We start from the raw sequence: 16,645 nt of genomic DNA on the forward strand, positions 1-16,645 counted from the left end.
AAGTCACTTTTTATATTGGTCTTTGAAAGAGGAATAGGGCAATATAGTCAAAACAACCTATCTTTGAACAAAAATGGACATGCGCTTTTCAAGATACTTTTTCTTACTTTTTTTATTGGGATTTTTGGCCTGTAAAACCGACAAAAAACAAAGGAAAAACAATGTTGTACCAGAAAAATCCATTCTTGAAAAAATCGCCGCTGCACATGGCTATGATCACTGGAACCGCGTAGATGAAATTCGATTTACCTTTAATGTGGATAAGGATTCGACCCATTTTGAACGTTCATGGGCCTGGAAACCCAAGAGCAATCAAGTGACCTCCATTACGGGCAATGATACCCTTATGTACCATCGGAAACAAATGGACAGTGTCGCCCATAAGATCAATGGTGGCTTTATCAATGATCGCTATTGGCTGTTGGCCCCTTTCAACTTACTATGGGATTCGAACAATTTTGAACACCAACATTCTCTCGATGGCATTGCTCCGATCAGCGGTCAGCCCATGCAAAAATTGACCATTGTCTATGGCAGTGATGGCGGTTATACCCCAGGTGATGCTTACGATTTCTATTTTGGTGATGATTATCTCATTCGCGAATGGGTTTTTAGAAAGGGTAACCAAGCAGAACCGTCTATGACCACCACATGGGAAAACTATCAAGAAGTCAACGGTCTCAAATTGGCCATGGACCATAAAAAAGAAGGGGAGGTTTTTAATCTCTATTTTTCCGGGGTGACCGTAAAGTAATGTTTTACCGGATCATTTTCTTTCGTCTCCCCATCACTGAAGTGGCTACCAGAATTAGGGCCGCACAGCCCAACAAGGCCCAAAAGCTCGTCTTTAATGAAGATTCCTCGGCCATAAAACCCAGAATGACCGGGCCCAATAAGAATCCCGAATAGCCACTGCCTGCAATAAAGGCCACCCCCTGTGAAGATTCAACGCCTTTTACATTGCCCCCGATCCTGAAAAGCTCGGGCACCATGACCGAAAAACCAAGGCCATTAAGGGCAAAACCGATGATGGCCAGCAAGGTATGGCCAGACAACACGGAAATATACCCTACAAGGGCCACTAAAGCCCCGAGAGCGACTATTTTTATCGAGCCAATACGTTGACTGATGCCATCGCCCAGAAAACGCCCTAGGGTCATGGCTGTCGAAAAGGCCAAAAAACCTGCCCCGATAAGTGCTTCGGGTGCCAAGGTGATTTCCTTCAGGTAAAGTCCACTCCAATCCACAATGGCCCCCTCACTGCCCATACTCACAAATGAAATGATTCCCAAAATAAGCAATGGTTTAAAAAGTTTTAGGCTAAAGGGTTCTTTTTCAATGGCTGCTGCCTCGATCCGTAGATAGTTGTTTCGCAGTGAAAAATTGATCAAAAATACCAAGACTACGGTTAGGGCCATATGCAACGGCGGATTGTCGATCAAGGGCATCAATAGACTACCCAGGCCCACAACAACCCCTCCCAAACTGAAAAAACCATGCATGGCAGACATGAAATTCTGTTGGTCTTCCTTTTCGATTTCGGTGACCAAAGTATTCATAGAAATATCCAAAAATCCGTTTGAGGCCCCAAAAAAGAACAACGAGGCGCACAACAGATGATAATTGGGTGCCAAAAGCGGAAAAATTGCAAAAACACTGCACATCGCCACCCCTATCCAAGTAGCCCTGCCCACTCTCAATTTATTGATAATCTTTGAGGCGATCGGAAAAACGGTAAAAACGCCCAACGAAAGAAAAAAGATGGCAAACCCCAATTCAGCCTTGTCAATCTGCAATTTTTCCTTTACGGATGGAATGTATATGGCCCACGTACCGAACCAAATATTCAGGCTGGCAAAGACAAATGCGGGGGCAAAGTATCGAGAATTGGAAAGAATCAGTCTTAAAGACCTCATGGACGGTGGTTAAAAAACCGCTAAGCTAACTCATTTTGACAAGATTCCTTTCTTTAAAATATGTCCAAAGCGGTACATATCTTCATAGGAACAATAAAAAGGCACCGGCGCCAACCGTATGACATTGGGCTCGCGCCAATCTACAATTACGCCTTTTTTCATGAGGTAATCAAAGAGTGGCCTGCCCTCACCGTGCAGAAATACAGAAAGTTGGCAGCCCCTGGCCTCTGGTGTGATAATCTCAAAAGTGCTTTCCACTTCTTTATCGATTTCTTTCAAAATGAACTCTAGATAGGCCGTCAACTTTTTTTGTTTTTGTATCAGGGCAGACATGCCCACCTCATCAAAAAGCTCAAGAGAGGCTAGATAAGGTGCCAATGACAATACGGGTGGGTTGCTCACTTGCCAGGCATCAGCGGTTTCAATGGGCTCAAATTCAGGTTTCATTTGAAATCGCGTTTCCTTTTTGGTGCCCCACCAACCTTCAAAACGGGGAATGTCTACTTCATCAAGGTATTTTTCATTCACAAAAATACCAGAGGCATTGCCCGGCCCACTGTTCATATACTTATAGCTGCACCAAGCGGCAAAATCAACTTGCCAATCGTGTAGTTTCAACTCGACATTGCCCACGGCATGGGCGAGGTCCCAACCAACCATGGCACCAGCCATCTTACCCGCTTTGGTGATTTCGGCCATATCGAATACCTGCCCATTGTAATAATTGACACCGCCTATAAGCACCAATGCAAGTTCATCGCCTACCTCCTTTATTGTCTTGAGCACATCATCAGTTCTCCAAAAATGCTCTCCTGCCCTTTTTTTGATCGCTACAATTGCATTTGCCGGGTCATGGCCATGAAACCGCACTTGGCTCTGCAACATATACTGATCTGAAGGAAAGGCCTTTTCTTCGCAGATAATCTTGAACCGTTTTGCTGTAGGGCGATAGAACGAGACCATTAAAAAATGGAGGTTGACGGTCAACGTGTTCATCACCGATACCTCTTCGGGCTTTGCACCGACTACACTGGCCAAAGGTCTGGCTAAACGCTCATGATAGTCCCACCACGGTTTTTCGGCGTAAAAATGGCCCTCTACTGCCAATTCACGCCAGTCTTTCATGATATCATCAACGTACTTTTGGGTACGCTTGGGTTGGAGTCCGAGGGAATTTCCAGTAAAATAGATGACATCTTTCCCATTTACTTGTGGAAAGTGAAACTGCTCTCGATATGCCTTCAGGGCATCATGTTCATCAAAGTCTCGGGCAAAAGCGAGTGTGTTTTCAAATGTCATAGTTGATTTTTTGGCAAATTTACGTTATCTGCTCATCTGAAACCATTCGCATTTCAATGATATGTTTTTTAAATCCCTTTTTTTCATAAGCCCTGATAGCGGGCAGATTTTCGTCATAAACGGTCAACCTTACTTCGTTAAGGCCTTTCGCGAGGCTCCATGCAATCAGGTTCTCGATAATTTTTTGGTTGATGCCCCTGCCCCTGAACTCTGGTTTGGTGTACATAAAGCCCAAATAAGCGTAGTCTTCATGGTCTAGGTAATGTCGTGCCTTTTTGGCCAATGCATAACCAGAGCTTACAATTTCGCCGTCAATAATTGCTACCACTACTTTGACGGTATCATCGGCCACATACGCTTCAACATCATAATAGCTGACCGGGTCGGGTCTGATGCAAGGATCAAAGGGTCTCTCGGCCTTTATGAGTTCTTGCTCAAACCTCTTGAGAATGGGCACATCGTTCAATACCGCATCACGAATGATCAAATTTTTCATGTCTTGGAACAAAATCGATTCAAGAACCAATGTAGCCTTAATTCGATATTTTTACAAAAAAGTGGTCATGCATTTTTTATCGGAAATACTTGAAGAATATATCGACGATCATTCTGAAGAAGAACCTGGATTATTGAAACAATTGGCCCATGAGACCCATCTAAGAGTCGTTCGGCCCCGTATGATTACCGGGCATTACCAAGGGCGTGTACTTAGCCTCTTGTCAAAGATCATCGCCCCAAAAACCATTTTGGAAATCGGCACCTATACGGGCTACTCAGCCCTTTGCCTGGCGGAAGGACTGACTTCTGACGGTGCGTTGCACACCATCGAAATCAATGAAGAACTGACAGAGATGCAGCGGAAATATTTTGATAGAAGCCCATATGGGAAACAAATCGTACAGCATATCGGTGATGCTTTGGAAATCATTCCGAAAATGGAAGATGTTTTTGATTTGGTGTTCATAGATGCAGAAAAAAAACGCTATAACAAATACCTCGACATCGTAATGCCCAAAGTACGCTCTGGAAGCATCATCTTATCTGACAATGTACTTTGGTCAGGTAAGGTAATCGAGCCTTTGGTAAAATCTGACAAGGCCACAAAAGAGCTTCTTGAATACAATAAACGCCTGAAAGAAGACGCCCGGTTCGAAACGGTCATCTTGCCCGTTCGCGATGGCTTAACCTTGAGCAGAGTGCGCTGAGCACAGGGTGCAGGCGATAGAACAAAAAGGCCGATAACAGGCCGAAAAACATACCCGTTAAAATATCGATGGGATAGTGAACCCCCACAAAAATACGGCTCATTGAAAACACTATGGGCCAAGCAAAAAACAGGGCCGTCCATCTCAACCTTTCTCTTAGAAAAAGAAAGGCCAACAGGGTAATCGAAAATGAAGTCGCGGCATGTCCTGAAAAAAAACTGTAATCATCCGGACTCTTCAAAATACGGATCAACGTATTGATTTCGGTATCATTGTTGGGCCGTAATCGGCCCACCCATTCTTTGGTCAATTTGGTAACGATGAGCACCAAGGCCACCATCAAAAGAATGGTCAATATTCGATAAACACCTTCTTGTCTGCCGTATTTTGACACCAATAGGTAGCCGAACAGCAAAAAAAGGGGAATCCAAGTAGAAGTTTGGGTAACGATAGACCAAAAAGCATCATGTGCTTCAATGCCCAGACCGTTAAGATAGATAAAAGTATCGCGATCCCATTGCAACAATTTTTCGAGCATCGAGGTTATTTTCTTTTGATAGAACCTGTGACTTCGTCAACATTCTTCTTCACCTCGTTAAGCTCTTCGCGTATATCTTTGGTAAAATCGGTATCGATACCCTGTTTTTCAGCACTTTTTTGAATCTCTCTTTTGATATCATCGGTAGCGTCACGCAACTGGCGCATGCCCTTTCCCAAGCCTTTGGCGATACCGGGAATCTTATCGGCACCAAAGACCATTACCACAATGAAGAGGATGAAGAAAATTTCTGCTCCGCTGATAAACAAAAAATGCATACACAAATATAGTGAGAAGTTATCGGTACAAACAAAAAGCCCCGTGAAAACACGGGGCCCATTTGTCAAGGTCTGTACCTTATTTTCCTTTTACCCTTTCTTTGAACTGGTCAAAATCTGACTTCTGGTCTTTCATCGGCCAGGCATTGTTCGTGGTGTCGATATCTGCAGTTTCGAGTTTTGGGTCTACAATGATGCCCACCAATTCTTTTTCAGAAGAAATCACCCTTCTGACCTCGACATCGTTCTTTCTCCAGATTTCTGGCGGATAGGTTACATTCTCTTTTGAGCCATCGGCATAACTGTACTCGACGATTAAGGGCATTGGTATGCCTCCTGGCTTGTCAAAGGTCACTTCGTAGATATACTTGGGTTCTTTGACCTCGGCCCTTTCTTCAGCGGTCATATTGTCCATCATATATTCTTTTAAAGTGGTCGAAGTCTCAGAGGGTGCTTTGCCCTTTAGCTCTTCATTGTAATCTTCACTGTTTTCCTCGGCCAGGTAAACCAAGGGCGGTAGGTCGGCTTCCGTCAAATTACGGGTAGCCATATATTCTTCCATTTGTTTCGTGGGCCTGTTGCTCACATAGTATTTTTTGACCTCTTTTATGCCAATATCCACATAATCGGTGGTATAGAACCAACTCCTCCAGAACCAATCGAGGTCTACGGCAGAGGCATCTTCCATCGTTCTGAAGAAATCTTCAGGTGTCGGATGCTTAAATTTCCAACGCTGCGCATAGGTTTTAAAGGCATGGTCGAACAATTCTTTGCCCATTACCGTCTCGCGTAGAATATTCAAGGCAGTAGCAGGCTTGCTGTAGGCATTTGGCCCCAGTTGATAGACATTTTCTGGATTCGACATAATGGGTGAAATATACTCTTGGTCACCGGCCATATAGGGAACGATCTTGGCCGCCTCACCACGTCTTGAAGGATACTTTTCATTCGGGGCAACCGCTTCAGGGAAGTTTTTGCCAAACTCTTGCTCGGTCAAATATTGTACGAAGGTATCAAGGCCTTCGTCCATCCAGCCCCATTGACGTTCATCAGAATTCACGATCATCGGGAAGAAATTGTGCCCCACTTCGTGAATGATGACACTGATCATTCCATATTTGACCCTGTCTGAATACGTGCCGTCTTCATTTGGGCGGCCGTAGTTCCAGCAGATCATGGGGTACTCCATACCCTGGTTCTTGGCATGTACCGAAATCGCCTTGTGGTAGGGGTAATCAAACGTATGTTTTGAATATGTTTGCAGGGTCTGTACCACTGCTTTTGTGGAAAACTCTTCCCACAACGGATTTCCTTCCTTGGGATACATCGATACCGCCATAATGTCTTTGCCGCCAATGTTAACGGCCTGCATATCCCAAATGAACTTTCTAGAGGTGGCGAACCCAAAATCCCTCACCATTTTGCCAGGTTCGGTCTTGAATTTCCACGTTTTCTTCTTTTCTGAGAAACCTTTTTCGGCCTCTTCTGCTTCCGCTTGTGTTACAATGATGACCGGCTTGTCATATGATTTTTTTGCCTGCTCATAGCGTTTCATCATTTCTCTGGTATAGACTTCCTTGCGATTTTGAAGTACACCGGTGGCATCGAGCACATGGTCGGCGGGTACGGTGATGTTCACCTCATAATTTCCAAAAGGAAGCGCAAACTCACCTCTTCCCCAGAACTGGTGGTTCTGCCAACCTTCCACATCGCTGTAAACGGCCATTCTCGGAAAGAACTGGGCAATTACATAGGCGTTATTGCCATCTTTTGAGAAATGTTCATAACCTGAACGTGCCCTGTTTACCGTATGGTCAGGAATGTTATACCACCACTTGATGGAAAACGAGATCTTGTCGCCGCTTTTGAGTTCCTGTGGAATATTGACCCGCATCATGGTCTGGTTAATGGTATACGACAATGGCTTGCCATTGGCATCTTTTACGTGCTCTATATTAAATCCGCCATCAAAAGGTTCGGTCAAATACTCTTTTGCAAAAGAACTTGTGCGATAGGCCAAGGGTACCCCGCCCCCATCTCTGAGGGGTGATTTTGAATCTTTCGCCCTTACGTTCTGATCTAATTGTACCCATAAGAATTCAAGATCGTCAGGTGAGTTGTTATGATAGGTGATGGTCTCTTCGCCATAGATTTTGGCATTTTTGTCATCAAGTTCAATGTTCATGACGTAATCGGCCTGCTGTTGGTAGTAATCAGGGCCAGGCTTGCCCGTGGCAGAGCGATATGTATTGGGGGTCGAAAACTCTTCATAGAGCTGTTTGAACTTGCTCTGGTTATAATGACCCGGTTTACGCTCTTCTTTTTGCTCTTCTTCTTGTGCGACCAATGTCACGGCAAAAAGAAATGGGATGGAAGCAAAATAGTACTTGAATTTCATCATTTTCATTGGATTTTATGGGCGCGAAAAATACTTCTTTTTCAACGGAACGGTAAGAAAAGGTCACAAATTTAACATACCTTTATTATTCTCTTTTATGAGCACAAAACTCTTTTTTTTGCCCGCTATTTTGATGTGGACGATATTCTGCTGTTCTTCGAACAGATCAGTCAACACTTCGTTCTGAACCGTAATTGATCTACGTGTTGAAAGGTTTACCCGTGGCACTTCCAAATAACAGATGACCACATCGTTGTCATACCTTTTGCCCAAGAACTCGAAAGGTATGGTCTCCTCGTCCAATTGCAACGAAAACTTGGTCTTCATATACTTCTCAATGTACTCATCTGCCCATTCTGCCTCTTTCTTTGTAGCCAGTTCAGGATTTACATCATAACGTTCTTCCAACACGTTTTCAAGATCGTCGATAAAGATTCGACTGGTAATCTGCAGCGCATCGTCTTTTTGGGAGTAATTCACGTTCGTGACGCTCACATAGAACTTATGGGCCTCGGTGAATGCCAAGGAAAGCAAAAGGGCCAAAGCCAAGATTCCGTTTTTTATATAATTCACACTCATCATGTTAACCAAGCAAAAATAAGCAAACTGTATGCCACTTTTTTGTTCATGGGTTTTTGATAGTGGCAGTAGGCAGTGGGCTGTGGACAGTGGGCAGCGTCTAACGTCTAAATTCCAAATTTCAAATCCCAAATCTCAAATTCCAAACTCTAAACTCCAACTTCTAACGCCTAGCGTCCAGCGTCCAGCGCCTAAATCCCAAACTCTTAACTCCAAACTCCAACTTCTGACGCCTAGCGTCCAGCGTCCAGCGTCTAACGTCTAAATCTCAAATCCCAAATCTCAAATCCCAAACTTTTAACTCTAAATTCCAACTCCTAACTCCCAACTCTAAACTCTAAACTCTTAACTCTTAACTCCAATTTCTAACGCCTAGCGTCCAGCGTCCAGCGTCCAGCGTCCAGCGTCTAACAAACCTACTCCAATCCATTGTTCTTTCGATACACGACACTTTTGTCGATCATGAATTGCCATAGCTTCAATTCGTCATTGGTATTGAGTACACCCTCAAAGCCTGGGTCGGCTTCGCAGAAATACATAAAATTGTCAATTCGGTCTTTCGGAACCTTTAGTACCACTATAAAGAGTGAATCGGCAACGCTTTGCTGCACGCGTTGCGTCTGCGCATCCTTTTTATCGATGGCCACCCGCTTTTTCAACATTTTGGTACGACCGGTCAAGGCATTTATAATCGGATTGAGCGATAAAGCGCCGCCCGCACCGAAGGCACTTCCCCCGGCGGTCATTCGCATGCTTGAGGCTTCTTGTAATTTTCTTTCGTTTTGTGTTATAATCTTTCGTTGCGCATTGGGGAGTCCTAAAGTCTCTGCACTGACATCTTGCGGTAATTCCAAATTTTCGGCATCTTTGGTAAGGTCTCCCGAAAGGTCAAAGGGCCTTACCACCACTTCGTCAAGCTCGTTCACGAATTCCTCTAACGAAACGTTCACAAAATCGGCGTTGAACACCGAAGAAGTAATCGGCAATACCCTGCTCTTGAACTGTACGGCCAGGAACACCAAGGTATCGTTCAACCGAACGGGCATGGCAAAATTGCCCTCGAAATCGGTGATGGTGGCCCTTTTTGAGGTATTGTTGCGCACGACCACACCGGTGACATCCTTGCCATCGGCCAAAACCCTTCCCCGCAAGTTTTTGATGGAGTTGTCTTGGGCAAGAACGGTCGTACCCCCGATTAACAGAAAAAACAACAGGAAGCTACTCCTTTTCATACAAGCTATTGTTTTTGCGGTACACCATACTTTTATCAAGCAGAAACTGCCATAACCTCAATTCATCTTTACCATTTGCCAAGTCAAAAAATTGGGTGTCTGCCTCACAATACCGGATAAAATCATAATAGCTGTCTTCGGGAATATTTAAATGGGTCACTAAAAGTGAATCAATAAATGCGTTTTCAATGTATTGTATGACTTCATATTTTTTATCAAGCTTCACTCGATCTTTCAACATTTTGGTCCGACCACTGATTCTATTCAAAATTTTGTTGACATTGATAGCGAAACCAACCCCATAGAAATATAAAAACTTACCATGATCCGCATCATATAATTTGTTCTCGCTCTGCGATATGACCCGAACATCTGCATAAGGCAATCCCAAAGTCTCTGCACTGACATCTTGTGGTAATTCCAAATTTTCGGCATCTTTTGACAGGTCTCCCGAAAGGTCAAAGGGCCTTACCACCACTTCGTCAAGCTCGTTCACGAACTCCTCTAGCGGAACGTTCACAAAATCGGCGTTGAACACCGAAGAAGTAATCGGCAACACCCTGCTCTTGAACTGTACGGCCAGGAACACCAAGGTATCGTTCAGCCGAACGGGCATGGCAAAATTGCCCTCGAAATCGGTGATGGTGGCCCTTTTTGAGGTATTGTTGCGCACGACCACGCCGGTGACGTCCTTGCCATCGGCCAAAACCCTTCCCCTTAAGTTTTTGATGGAGTTGTCTTGGGCAAGAACGGTCGTACCCCCGACCAACAGAAAAAACAACAGGAAGCTACTCCTCATTCAACTGTTTCAAAAAATTCTTGCTTTGGGTCACCAGAAAATCGATGAGTTGAAACTCGTTCTCTTTTCGTAGCAATGCCTCAGAGGGAATCCTATCATCGCAATAGACCAAAAAAGCATCGATCTTGTCTTGGGGCAACCGAAGGTCGGCCACAAAAAATTCGTCATCATACACTTGGCGCAGCACATCGCTTACCTTGAGCGGTGGTCTTCCAACATCTCCCCCATTTTTTACCGCCTTGAAGAGCGCCCTAAAAACATTGGCCACATTGAGTCCGTCGCGCATACCCCGTACCGACTGTGATTCTGCGATATTCTCTACTTCTGTGGTTCGGTCAATTTCATAGTCAAACTGCTTGAAATCTTCGTTTTTGACCTCTAGAAACCGCTCCTGGTCTTCAGGGGTGACCACCACCTCGTCAAGTTCGGTGACCTTTTCGGTGACCTCTACCACCAAACGCCGGTTTTCAATGATCTCTTGGGTAATCTGAACAATTTCCAATTGATAGTTCACCGCGGTGAATACTAGCTGGTCACCAGCCTTGACCCTGATCAGAAACCGTCCGTTTTCATCGGTGATCGTGGCAAAACCTGTCGTAGAGTTGATGACATTCTCATTTTCAACATTATTGCCCCGATACAGTACTTGTCCCCGTAAGATTTCACGGCTGTCATCTTGGGAAAAAGAAAGGGTAGTCACTAGTACGAAAAGAGCAAAAAGTGCCGAAAACTTCATAATGGTCATTTAGCTAAAGGTAAAGAAAACCTATGAAGCCCTATTATAAAAATTTGCTACCTCTAAACTTTTGTTAATTCTTGCTGAATACACTGAAGAACAGTCAAAAGTGGTTCTTGAAGACCGATAATTTTGATGGGCTTTCCATTCACCCATACTGCAAGGTATTTTGACGTATAAAATTAGGCCGATACGATCAGAAAGTTACTTTTGTTAGTTAGGTTGCCACACCCTGTAATCATCTTGCACTATGAGAACTACGTACGTTTTTTTGATTTTCGGCTTTTTGGCCATTTTATCGGGTCGAGCCCAAGTGAAAATTGGTGATAATCCACAAAACATAGACCCCGCTTCGGTACTTGAACTGGAGAGCAGTTCGCGGGTATTGGTCATCTCTCGAATGAGTGGGGCACAGATGAACGCCCTGACCCCCCTTAGAGGGGCCTTGGTCTTCAACACCGACAGCCAATGTATACACTATTACGATGGCACCCAATGGATCAATCTTTGCGAGGGGCTGAACGGTACCACCAATGAAAGCCTGACCATTGTGGATGGTGAGCTGGTATTGACCGACAGCGAGGGCAACTCGGTCAGTGTTACGTTAGAATCGCTATCTGAACTGACCTTCAGTACCGATGCCATTGAAAATGCCAATGAATCCATCATCATTACGCAAAATGGCAACAATTACAATTTTGAGGTCGGGCAGATTACGGGCGAGGATAATATTGTCGATGGCTCTATCAATGGGTTTCTCGATATTCAATTCAACTCGATCAGTGCCGATCAATTGGCCCCCAATTCGGTGGGGCAAGAAGAACTGCAAGACAATACGGTGGCGGATCTTGAAATCGATTATTCGCAAGTGACCCTTAATGACTTCACCAATGATGCCGGTTTTATCAACTCGGCCCAAATCATAAGCCCCGAACCGGGCAACTCGCTGTTCGATAACAATGGTGCGTTTTACGATGATAGTCAATTGCAGACCAATATTGCGGACAACAACAACCTGATCGGCAACCATATTTCAAATGATTTGGATTTGAGTGATCAGAATGAGATACAAGATGCCTCTGAAGTAGATGTAGTTCCCAATGGAAACCTAGGTAGTGACAATGTGCAGGCAGCCCTAGTTGAATTGCAGGGAGATGTAGATATTCTCAACTCAGGTGGAGCCAATACAGATGAGCAGAATTTAAATAACAACCCTGCTATTCCAGGTAATATATCTATAGACAATGGCAATACCATCACTATAAATGTCAATGATGCTGATTCAAACCCTACCAATGAAATACAAAATGCAGCTCAAGTAAGCGTCGCGGCCAATCCGACAAATTACACCCAATCAGCAGCTAATGTCGAAGGCCACTTAGAAGGAATTGATGACGCTATCGGAGATATCTTGGCCGGTGGAGGTGCCGATGGTGTAATTACCAACATAACCACTTCAGGCAACAATCTGGTGGTTACTGGTGCAGGTGGAGCTTTTGGCGGCAATATAAATTTAGAACCCTTGGTGGACAATGCGGTTTCTAACAATGGCTTTCTAACAGCAGAGGTTGACGGTAGCGTGGTCAACGAAGCTATTACAAATGCAGAATTAAATGGAAATATTCTGGAAATCACTGAAGGAGGAAATTTAATCACAGCAAATCTTAGTGGTCTTTCTGGAGGTGGCGCTGATGGAGTAGTTACAGGTGTGACATTAAGCGGAACCAATTTGATATTTTCAGGAACGGCACCAGGATTCGTAGGAACAGTACCATTGGGTAGTTTAGATACTACATTGGATGAGGCGGCAGTTGATGCATTTGTAAATAATAATGGATATCTAACGGTAGAATTGGATGATGACCCAACCAATGAAATTGAGATTCCCGCCGGCGGTACCAATGGGCAGGTCTTAGCGACTGATGGTGCAGGAAACTATTCTTGGGCGACTGTTGGTGGAGGTGGCCTGGACACTAATGATTTTATAACTGGGGGTGTTCTTAATAATGAGAGTTTGGAATTAACCGGAACGGGAGGAGCTGGAGCAATAGTTGACCTTTCTGATTTCGCTTTAGATACTGATTTGGCAGGGTTTCTTACCACCGAGGCGGATGGAGATCCCGCAAACGAGATACAGACGCTCTCGATCGCAGGCAGCGACCTGACCATAAGCGGCCCGGGCGGGAACACCGTGACATTGCCGGCCGCAGGCGCCCCAGACTGGACGACCATCACCAACATACCAGCGGGCTTCGCCGACGACATCGATGACGATACGCAGCTCGACGAGGCCGCGGTGGATGCCTTCGTGGCGAACAACGGGTACCTGACCGCCGAGCTCGACGACGACCCCGCAAACGAGATACAGACGCTCTCGATCGCAGGCAGCGACCTGACCATAAGCGGCCCGGGCGGGAACACCGTGACATTGCCGGCCGCAGGCGCCCCAGACTGGACGACCATCACCAACATACCGGCGGGCTTCGCCGACGACATCGATGACGATACGCAGCTCGACGAGGCCGCGGTGGATGCCTTCGTGGCGAACAACGGGTACCTGACCGCCGAGCTCGACGACGACCCCGCAAACGAGATACAGACGCTCTCGATCGCGGGCAGCGACCTGACCATAAGCGGCCCGGGCGGGAACACCGTGACATTGCCGGCCGCAGGCGCCCCAGACTGGACGACCATCACCAACATACCGGCGGGCTTCGCCGACGACATCGATGACGATACGCAGCTCGACGAGGCCGCGGTGGATGCCTTCGTGGCGAACAACGGGTACCTGACCGCCGAGCTCGACGACGACCCCGCAAACGAGATACAGACGCTCTCGATCGCAGGCAGCGACCTGACCATAAGCGGCCCGGGCGGGAACACCGTGACATTGCCGGCCGCAGGCGCCCCAGACTGGACGACCATCACCAACATACCGGCGGGCTTCGCCGACGACATCGATGACGATACGCAGCTCGACGAGGCCGCGGTGGATGCCTTCGTGGCGAACAACGGGTACCTGACCGCCGAGGCGGATGGAGATCCCACCAATGAGATACAGACGCTCTCGATCGCGGGCAGCGACCTGACCATAAGCGGCCCCGGAGGGAACACCGTGACATTGCCGGCCGCAGGCACCGCAGACTGGACGACCATCACCAACATACCGGCGGGCTTCGCCGACGACATCGATGACGACACACAGCTCGACGAGGCCGCGGTGGATGCCTTCGTGGCGAACAACGGGTACCTGACCGCCGAGCTCGACGACGACCCCGCAAACGAGATACAGACGCTCTCGATCGCAGGCAGCGACCTGACCATAAGCGGCCCGGGCGGGAACACCGTGACATTGCCGGCCGCAGGCGCCCCAGACTGGACGACCATCACCAACATACCGGCGGGCTTCGCCGACGACATCGATGACGATACGCAGCTCGACGAGGCCGCGGTGGATGCCTTCGTGGCGAACAACGGGTACCTGACCGCCGAGCTCGACGACGACCCCGCAAACGAGATACAGACGCTCTCGATCGCAGGCAGCGACCTGACCATAAGCGGCCCGGGCGGGAACACCGTGACATTGCCGGCCGCAGGCACCGCAGACTGGACGACCATCACCAACATACCGGCGGGCTTCGCCGACGACATCGATGACGACACACAGCTCGACGAGGCCGCGGTAGACGCGTTCGTGGCGAACAACGGGTACCTGACCACCGAGGCGGATGGAGATCCCACCAATGAGATACAGACGCTCTCGATCGCGGGCAGCGACCTGACCATAAGCGGCCCCGGAGGGAACACCGTGACGTTGCCGGGAGCTACCGGTAGTATCACATCAAGCACATTAGCCGTTACTGGCGGGGCAAATGTCCTATTCGGCAACGTAACAATTGAAATTGCCCCAAATGGTATAACTCAGACTGAAATGGCAGGCAATTCAGTTGGCACTGGCGAAATACAACCAAATGCTATTAGTACTTTTAAAATTGCCAATGGCGCTATTCTTAATGAAGATATAAATGCTTCAGCAGCCATTGATGGAAGTAAAGTGAATCCTGTGTTTACATCACAAATTAATGCTACAGCAGGAATGACGACCGGCGCGGATATTTTAATGAATGGCAACACGGTTGTCCCCGACTTTGTCTTCCAAAACTATTTTGACGGATACTCTGAATTAAAGAAAGATTACCGGTTTAAGACCTTAGAAGAAATAGAGGCATTTGTCAAAAAGAACAAACATCTTCCAGGGGTAACTTCTTTAGCACAAGCTAAAAAAGACGGACACTGGAATCTGAGTCAATCCAATCTTCAAAACCTCGAAAAAATCGAAGAACTGTTCTTGCATACCATCGAGCAAGAAAAGAAAATCAAAACGCTGCAAGAACAGAACCAAGCATTGAACAGTGAACTACTGGCCATAAAAAAAGACATGGCCGAGATCAAGGCACTGCTAAAAGCCAAAAATTAAAGGGTGAAGCTACTGCTCAACATAGTATTTTTATTGGGTGCGTCGCTTAGCTGCGCCCAAACCGCCCTGTACAAGAGCGGTAACCTGCAAGTGCACGGTAATGGGCAGATAGGCTTTCATACCGACTTGATCAATGACGGGGTATTTGATAACAACCAAGGGCTGGTCGGTTTTTATGGTACCGAGACCCTAAATGTGTCGGGCGCCTTTGCCACCCAATTTCAAGATATGGAGGTCATGGTCGATAACGGCTTATCGCTTAACACGACCATGGCCGTGACCAACAATGCCAATTTTGTGGTGGGCGACATCATCACTCCCAAAAACCTCATCGATGTCTATTTTGAGTTTATGGACGATGCCTTTTTCAGCGGTGAGAACGATGCCGCCAAGGTCGATGGTTTTGTCGCCGTTTCAAACAAGCGGTTCTTTTCGTTTCCTGTGGGTGATGCCGAATATCTGCGCCCATTGATACTCGATTCTGATAGCAACAACGATCTGGCCCGCTGTGCCTATTTTTTTGAAAATCCGTCGAACCCGACATCGCTTTCAGAGCAGTTTGATACCGACAGCAGAGTGCGCGATATAGGTGAAATCTCGCCGAACGAATTCTGGATAATACAGGGCAACGTGCCTTCGAGGGTCACCATCAGTTGGAACTCTCGTAGCAATCTTTCGGTCTTGGCCTCAACGCCCGAAGACCTTGTCATCGTGGGATACAATATTTCAACGGGCCAATGGGTCATTTTGGGCAATTCGGCCTTTAGTGGTGACATCGATCAGGGCTTTATGACTTCCGAAACCTTTGTGCCCGATGATTTTGCGGCCATCACTTTCGGCACCGTACCCCTGCCCACCGATATTTTTGTAGTGAACAACCCAACTTTGGGGGGCTATTTTGTGAGTCCGAATGGTGATGGCATCAATGATGTTTTGGTCATCGATGGTATGGAAGAATCACCCAACAACAGCATTCAGATCTTTAACCGCTTTGGCCAAAAGGTGTATGAAAGAACCAATTACACCAACGAATTCAATGGAACATCGAATTTTGGCAATTTTGTGATCAACCGAGATGCAGGGCTCCCCGAGGGCATTTACTACTACTTGGTCACGCTTAACGACATTGATGAGGGCGTTCAATACCAAGGCTTCTTCTTTTTAGACAGGTGATTTGGTGTTTCCTTC

Annotated in this window: 14 protein-coding genes; 4 read left to right on the top strand and 10 right to left on the bottom strand. The window is 46.6% G+C overall.

Annotation, left to right across the window (positions count from 1 at the left end; genetic code table 11):
* The first annotated feature begins 73 nt into the window (after window positions 1-73).
* Window positions 74-754: a hypothetical protein gene (locus L0P89_RS02780; protein WP_313790940.1), complete on the top strand. Its 681-nt coding sequence runs from the start codon at window positions 74-76 to the stop codon at window positions 752-754.
* A gap of 4 nt (window positions 755-758) precedes the next feature.
* On the opposite strand, the gene L0P89_RS02785 is transcribed toward L0P89_RS02780, so the two are convergent.
* From L0P89_RS02785 to L0P89_RS02795, 3 genes are read right to left on the bottom strand one after another with little or no spacing between them, the layout of a single operon-like run.
* Complete coding sequence (locus tag L0P89_RS02785; RefSeq protein WP_235266876.1) at window positions 759-1,916, bottom strand: MFS transporter; 1,158 nt, start codon at window positions 1,914-1,916, stop codon at window positions 759-761.
* 30 nt (window positions 1,917-1,946) lie between these two features.
* Window positions 1,947-3,215 (bottom strand): kynureninase, encoded by a 1,269-nt coding sequence (gene kynU / locus L0P89_RS02790; RefSeq protein WP_235266877.1) that lies wholly within the window; start codon window positions 3,213-3,215, stop codon window positions 1,947-1,949.
* A 19-nt stretch (window positions 3,216-3,234) separates the two neighbouring features.
* Entirely contained in the window at window positions 3,235-3,711 is a 477-nt protein-coding gene (locus tag L0P89_RS02795) for a GNAT family N-acetyltransferase (RefSeq protein WP_235266878.1), read from the bottom strand.
* A 67-nt stretch (window positions 3,712-3,778) separates the two neighbouring features.
* Between L0P89_RS02795 and L0P89_RS02800 the strand changes: the two genes are divergently transcribed.
* Window positions 3,779-4,420: an O-methyltransferase gene (locus L0P89_RS02800; RefSeq protein WP_235267984.1), complete on the top strand. Its 642-nt coding sequence runs from the start codon at window positions 3,779-3,781 to the stop codon at window positions 4,418-4,420.
* Here the strand turns inward: L0P89_RS02800 and L0P89_RS02805 are convergent.
* From L0P89_RS02805 to L0P89_RS02835, 7 genes are all read right to left on the bottom strand, one after another.
* The gene (locus tag L0P89_RS02805) at window positions 4,374-4,958 is read right to left on the bottom strand and encodes a phosphatase PAP2 family protein (RefSeq protein ID WP_235266879.1); all 585 of its coding nucleotides are present in this window, start codon (window positions 4,956-4,958) and stop codon (window positions 4,374-4,376) included. The genes L0P89_RS02800 and L0P89_RS02805 overlap by 47 nt on opposite strands.
* Window positions 4,959-4,963: 5 nt before the next feature.
* Window positions 4,964-5,236, bottom strand: a complete 273-nt coding sequence (locus tag L0P89_RS02810) for a twin-arginine translocase TatA/TatE family subunit (protein WP_235266880.1) — start codon at window positions 5,234-5,236, stop codon at window positions 4,964-4,966.
* A 79-nt stretch (window positions 5,237-5,315) separates the two neighbouring features.
* Window positions 5,316-7,637, bottom strand: coding sequence for a M1 family metallopeptidase (locus L0P89_RS02815; RefSeq protein WP_235266881.1), 2,322 nt, complete (start codon window positions 7,635-7,637; stop codon window positions 5,316-5,318).
* A 60-nt stretch (window positions 7,638-7,697) separates the two neighbouring features.
* Window positions 7,698-8,213, bottom strand: a complete 516-nt coding sequence (locus L0P89_RS02820; RefSeq protein WP_313790953.1) for a DUF6702 family protein — start codon at window positions 8,211-8,213, stop codon at window positions 7,698-7,700.
* A 416-nt stretch (window positions 8,214-8,629) separates the two neighbouring features.
* Entirely contained in the window at window positions 8,630-9,445 is an 816-nt protein-coding gene (locus L0P89_RS02825) for a hypothetical protein (protein WP_235266883.1), read from the bottom strand.
* Window positions 9,432-10,244, bottom strand: a complete 813-nt coding sequence (locus tag L0P89_RS02830) for a hypothetical protein (protein ID WP_235266884.1) — start codon at window positions 10,242-10,244, stop codon at window positions 9,432-9,434. Before L0P89_RS02830 ends, L0P89_RS02825 begins: the two co-directional genes overlap by 14 nt.
* Complete coding sequence (locus tag L0P89_RS02835; RefSeq protein WP_235266885.1) at window positions 10,234-10,980, bottom strand: carboxypeptidase-like regulatory domain-containing protein; 747 nt, start codon at window positions 10,978-10,980, stop codon at window positions 10,234-10,236. The genes L0P89_RS02830 and L0P89_RS02835 overlap by 11 nt, the downstream gene beginning before the upstream one ends.
* 250 nt (window positions 10,981-11,230) lie before the next feature.
* Here L0P89_RS02835 and L0P89_RS02840 point away from each other — a divergent pair, with 250 nt between their 5' ends.
* Complete coding sequence (locus L0P89_RS02840; protein WP_235266886.1) at window positions 11,231-15,457, top strand: hypothetical protein; 4,227 nt, start codon at window positions 11,231-11,233, stop codon at window positions 15,455-15,457.
* A gap of 3 nt (window positions 15,458-15,460) precedes the next feature.
* Entirely contained in the window at window positions 15,461-16,630 is a 1,170-nt protein-coding gene (locus tag L0P89_RS02845) for a gliding motility-associated C-terminal domain-containing protein (RefSeq protein ID WP_235266887.1), read from the top strand.
* Window positions 16,631-16,645 lie beyond the last annotated feature (15 nt).

This window comes from Muricauda sp. SCSIO 65647 (genome assembly GCF_021534965.1).
Taxonomy (GTDB): Bacteria; Bacteroidota; Bacteroidia; order Flavobacteriales; family Flavobacteriaceae; genus Flagellimonas_A.

Bases quoted from the DNA above. Each gene is read 5' to 3' on its own strand.
- L0P89_RS02780 (WP_313790940.1), top strand. From the start codon at position 74: ATGGACATGCGCTTTTCAAGATACTTTTTCTTACTTTTTTTATTGGGA.
- L0P89_RS02785 (WP_235266876.1), bottom strand. From the start codon at position 1,916: ATGAGGTCTTTAAGACTGATTCTTTCCAATTCTCGATACTTTGCCCCC.
- kynU (WP_235266877.1), bottom strand. From the start codon at position 3,215: ATGACATTTGAAAACACACTCGCTTTTGCCCGAGACTTTGATGAACAT.
- L0P89_RS02795 (WP_235266878.1), bottom strand. From the start codon at position 3,711: ATGAAAAATTTGATCATTCGTGATGCGGTATTGAACGATGTGCCCATT.
- L0P89_RS02800 (WP_235267984.1), top strand. From the start codon at position 3,779: ATGCATTTTTTATCGGAAATACTTGAAGAATATATCGACGATCATTCT.
- L0P89_RS02805 (WP_235266879.1), bottom strand. From the start codon at position 4,958: ATGCTCGAAAAATTGTTGCAATGGGATCGCGATACTTTTATCTATCTT.
- L0P89_RS02810 (WP_235266880.1), bottom strand. From the start codon at position 5,236: ATGCATTTTTTGTTTATCAGCGGAGCAGAAATTTTCTTCATCCTCTTC.
- L0P89_RS02815 (WP_235266881.1), bottom strand. From the start codon at position 7,637: ATGATGAAATTCAAGTACTATTTTGCTTCCATCCCATTTCTTTTTGCC.
- L0P89_RS02820 (WP_313790953.1), bottom strand. From the start codon at position 8,213: ATGAGTGTGAATTATATAAAAAACGGAATCTTGGCTTTGGCCCTTTTG.
- L0P89_RS02825 (WP_235266883.1), bottom strand. From the start codon at position 9,445: ATGAAAAGGAGTAGCTTCCTGTTGTTTTTTCTGTTAATCGGGGGTACG.
- L0P89_RS02830 (WP_235266884.1), bottom strand. From the start codon at position 10,244: ATGAGGAGTAGCTTCCTGTTGTTTTTTCTGTTGGTCGGGGGTACGACC.
- L0P89_RS02835 (WP_235266885.1), bottom strand. From the start codon at position 10,980: ATGAAGTTTTCGGCACTTTTTGCTCTTTTCGTACTAGTGACTACCCTT.
- L0P89_RS02840 (WP_235266886.1), top strand. From the start codon at position 11,231: ATGAGAACTACGTACGTTTTTTTGATTTTCGGCTTTTTGGCCATTTTA.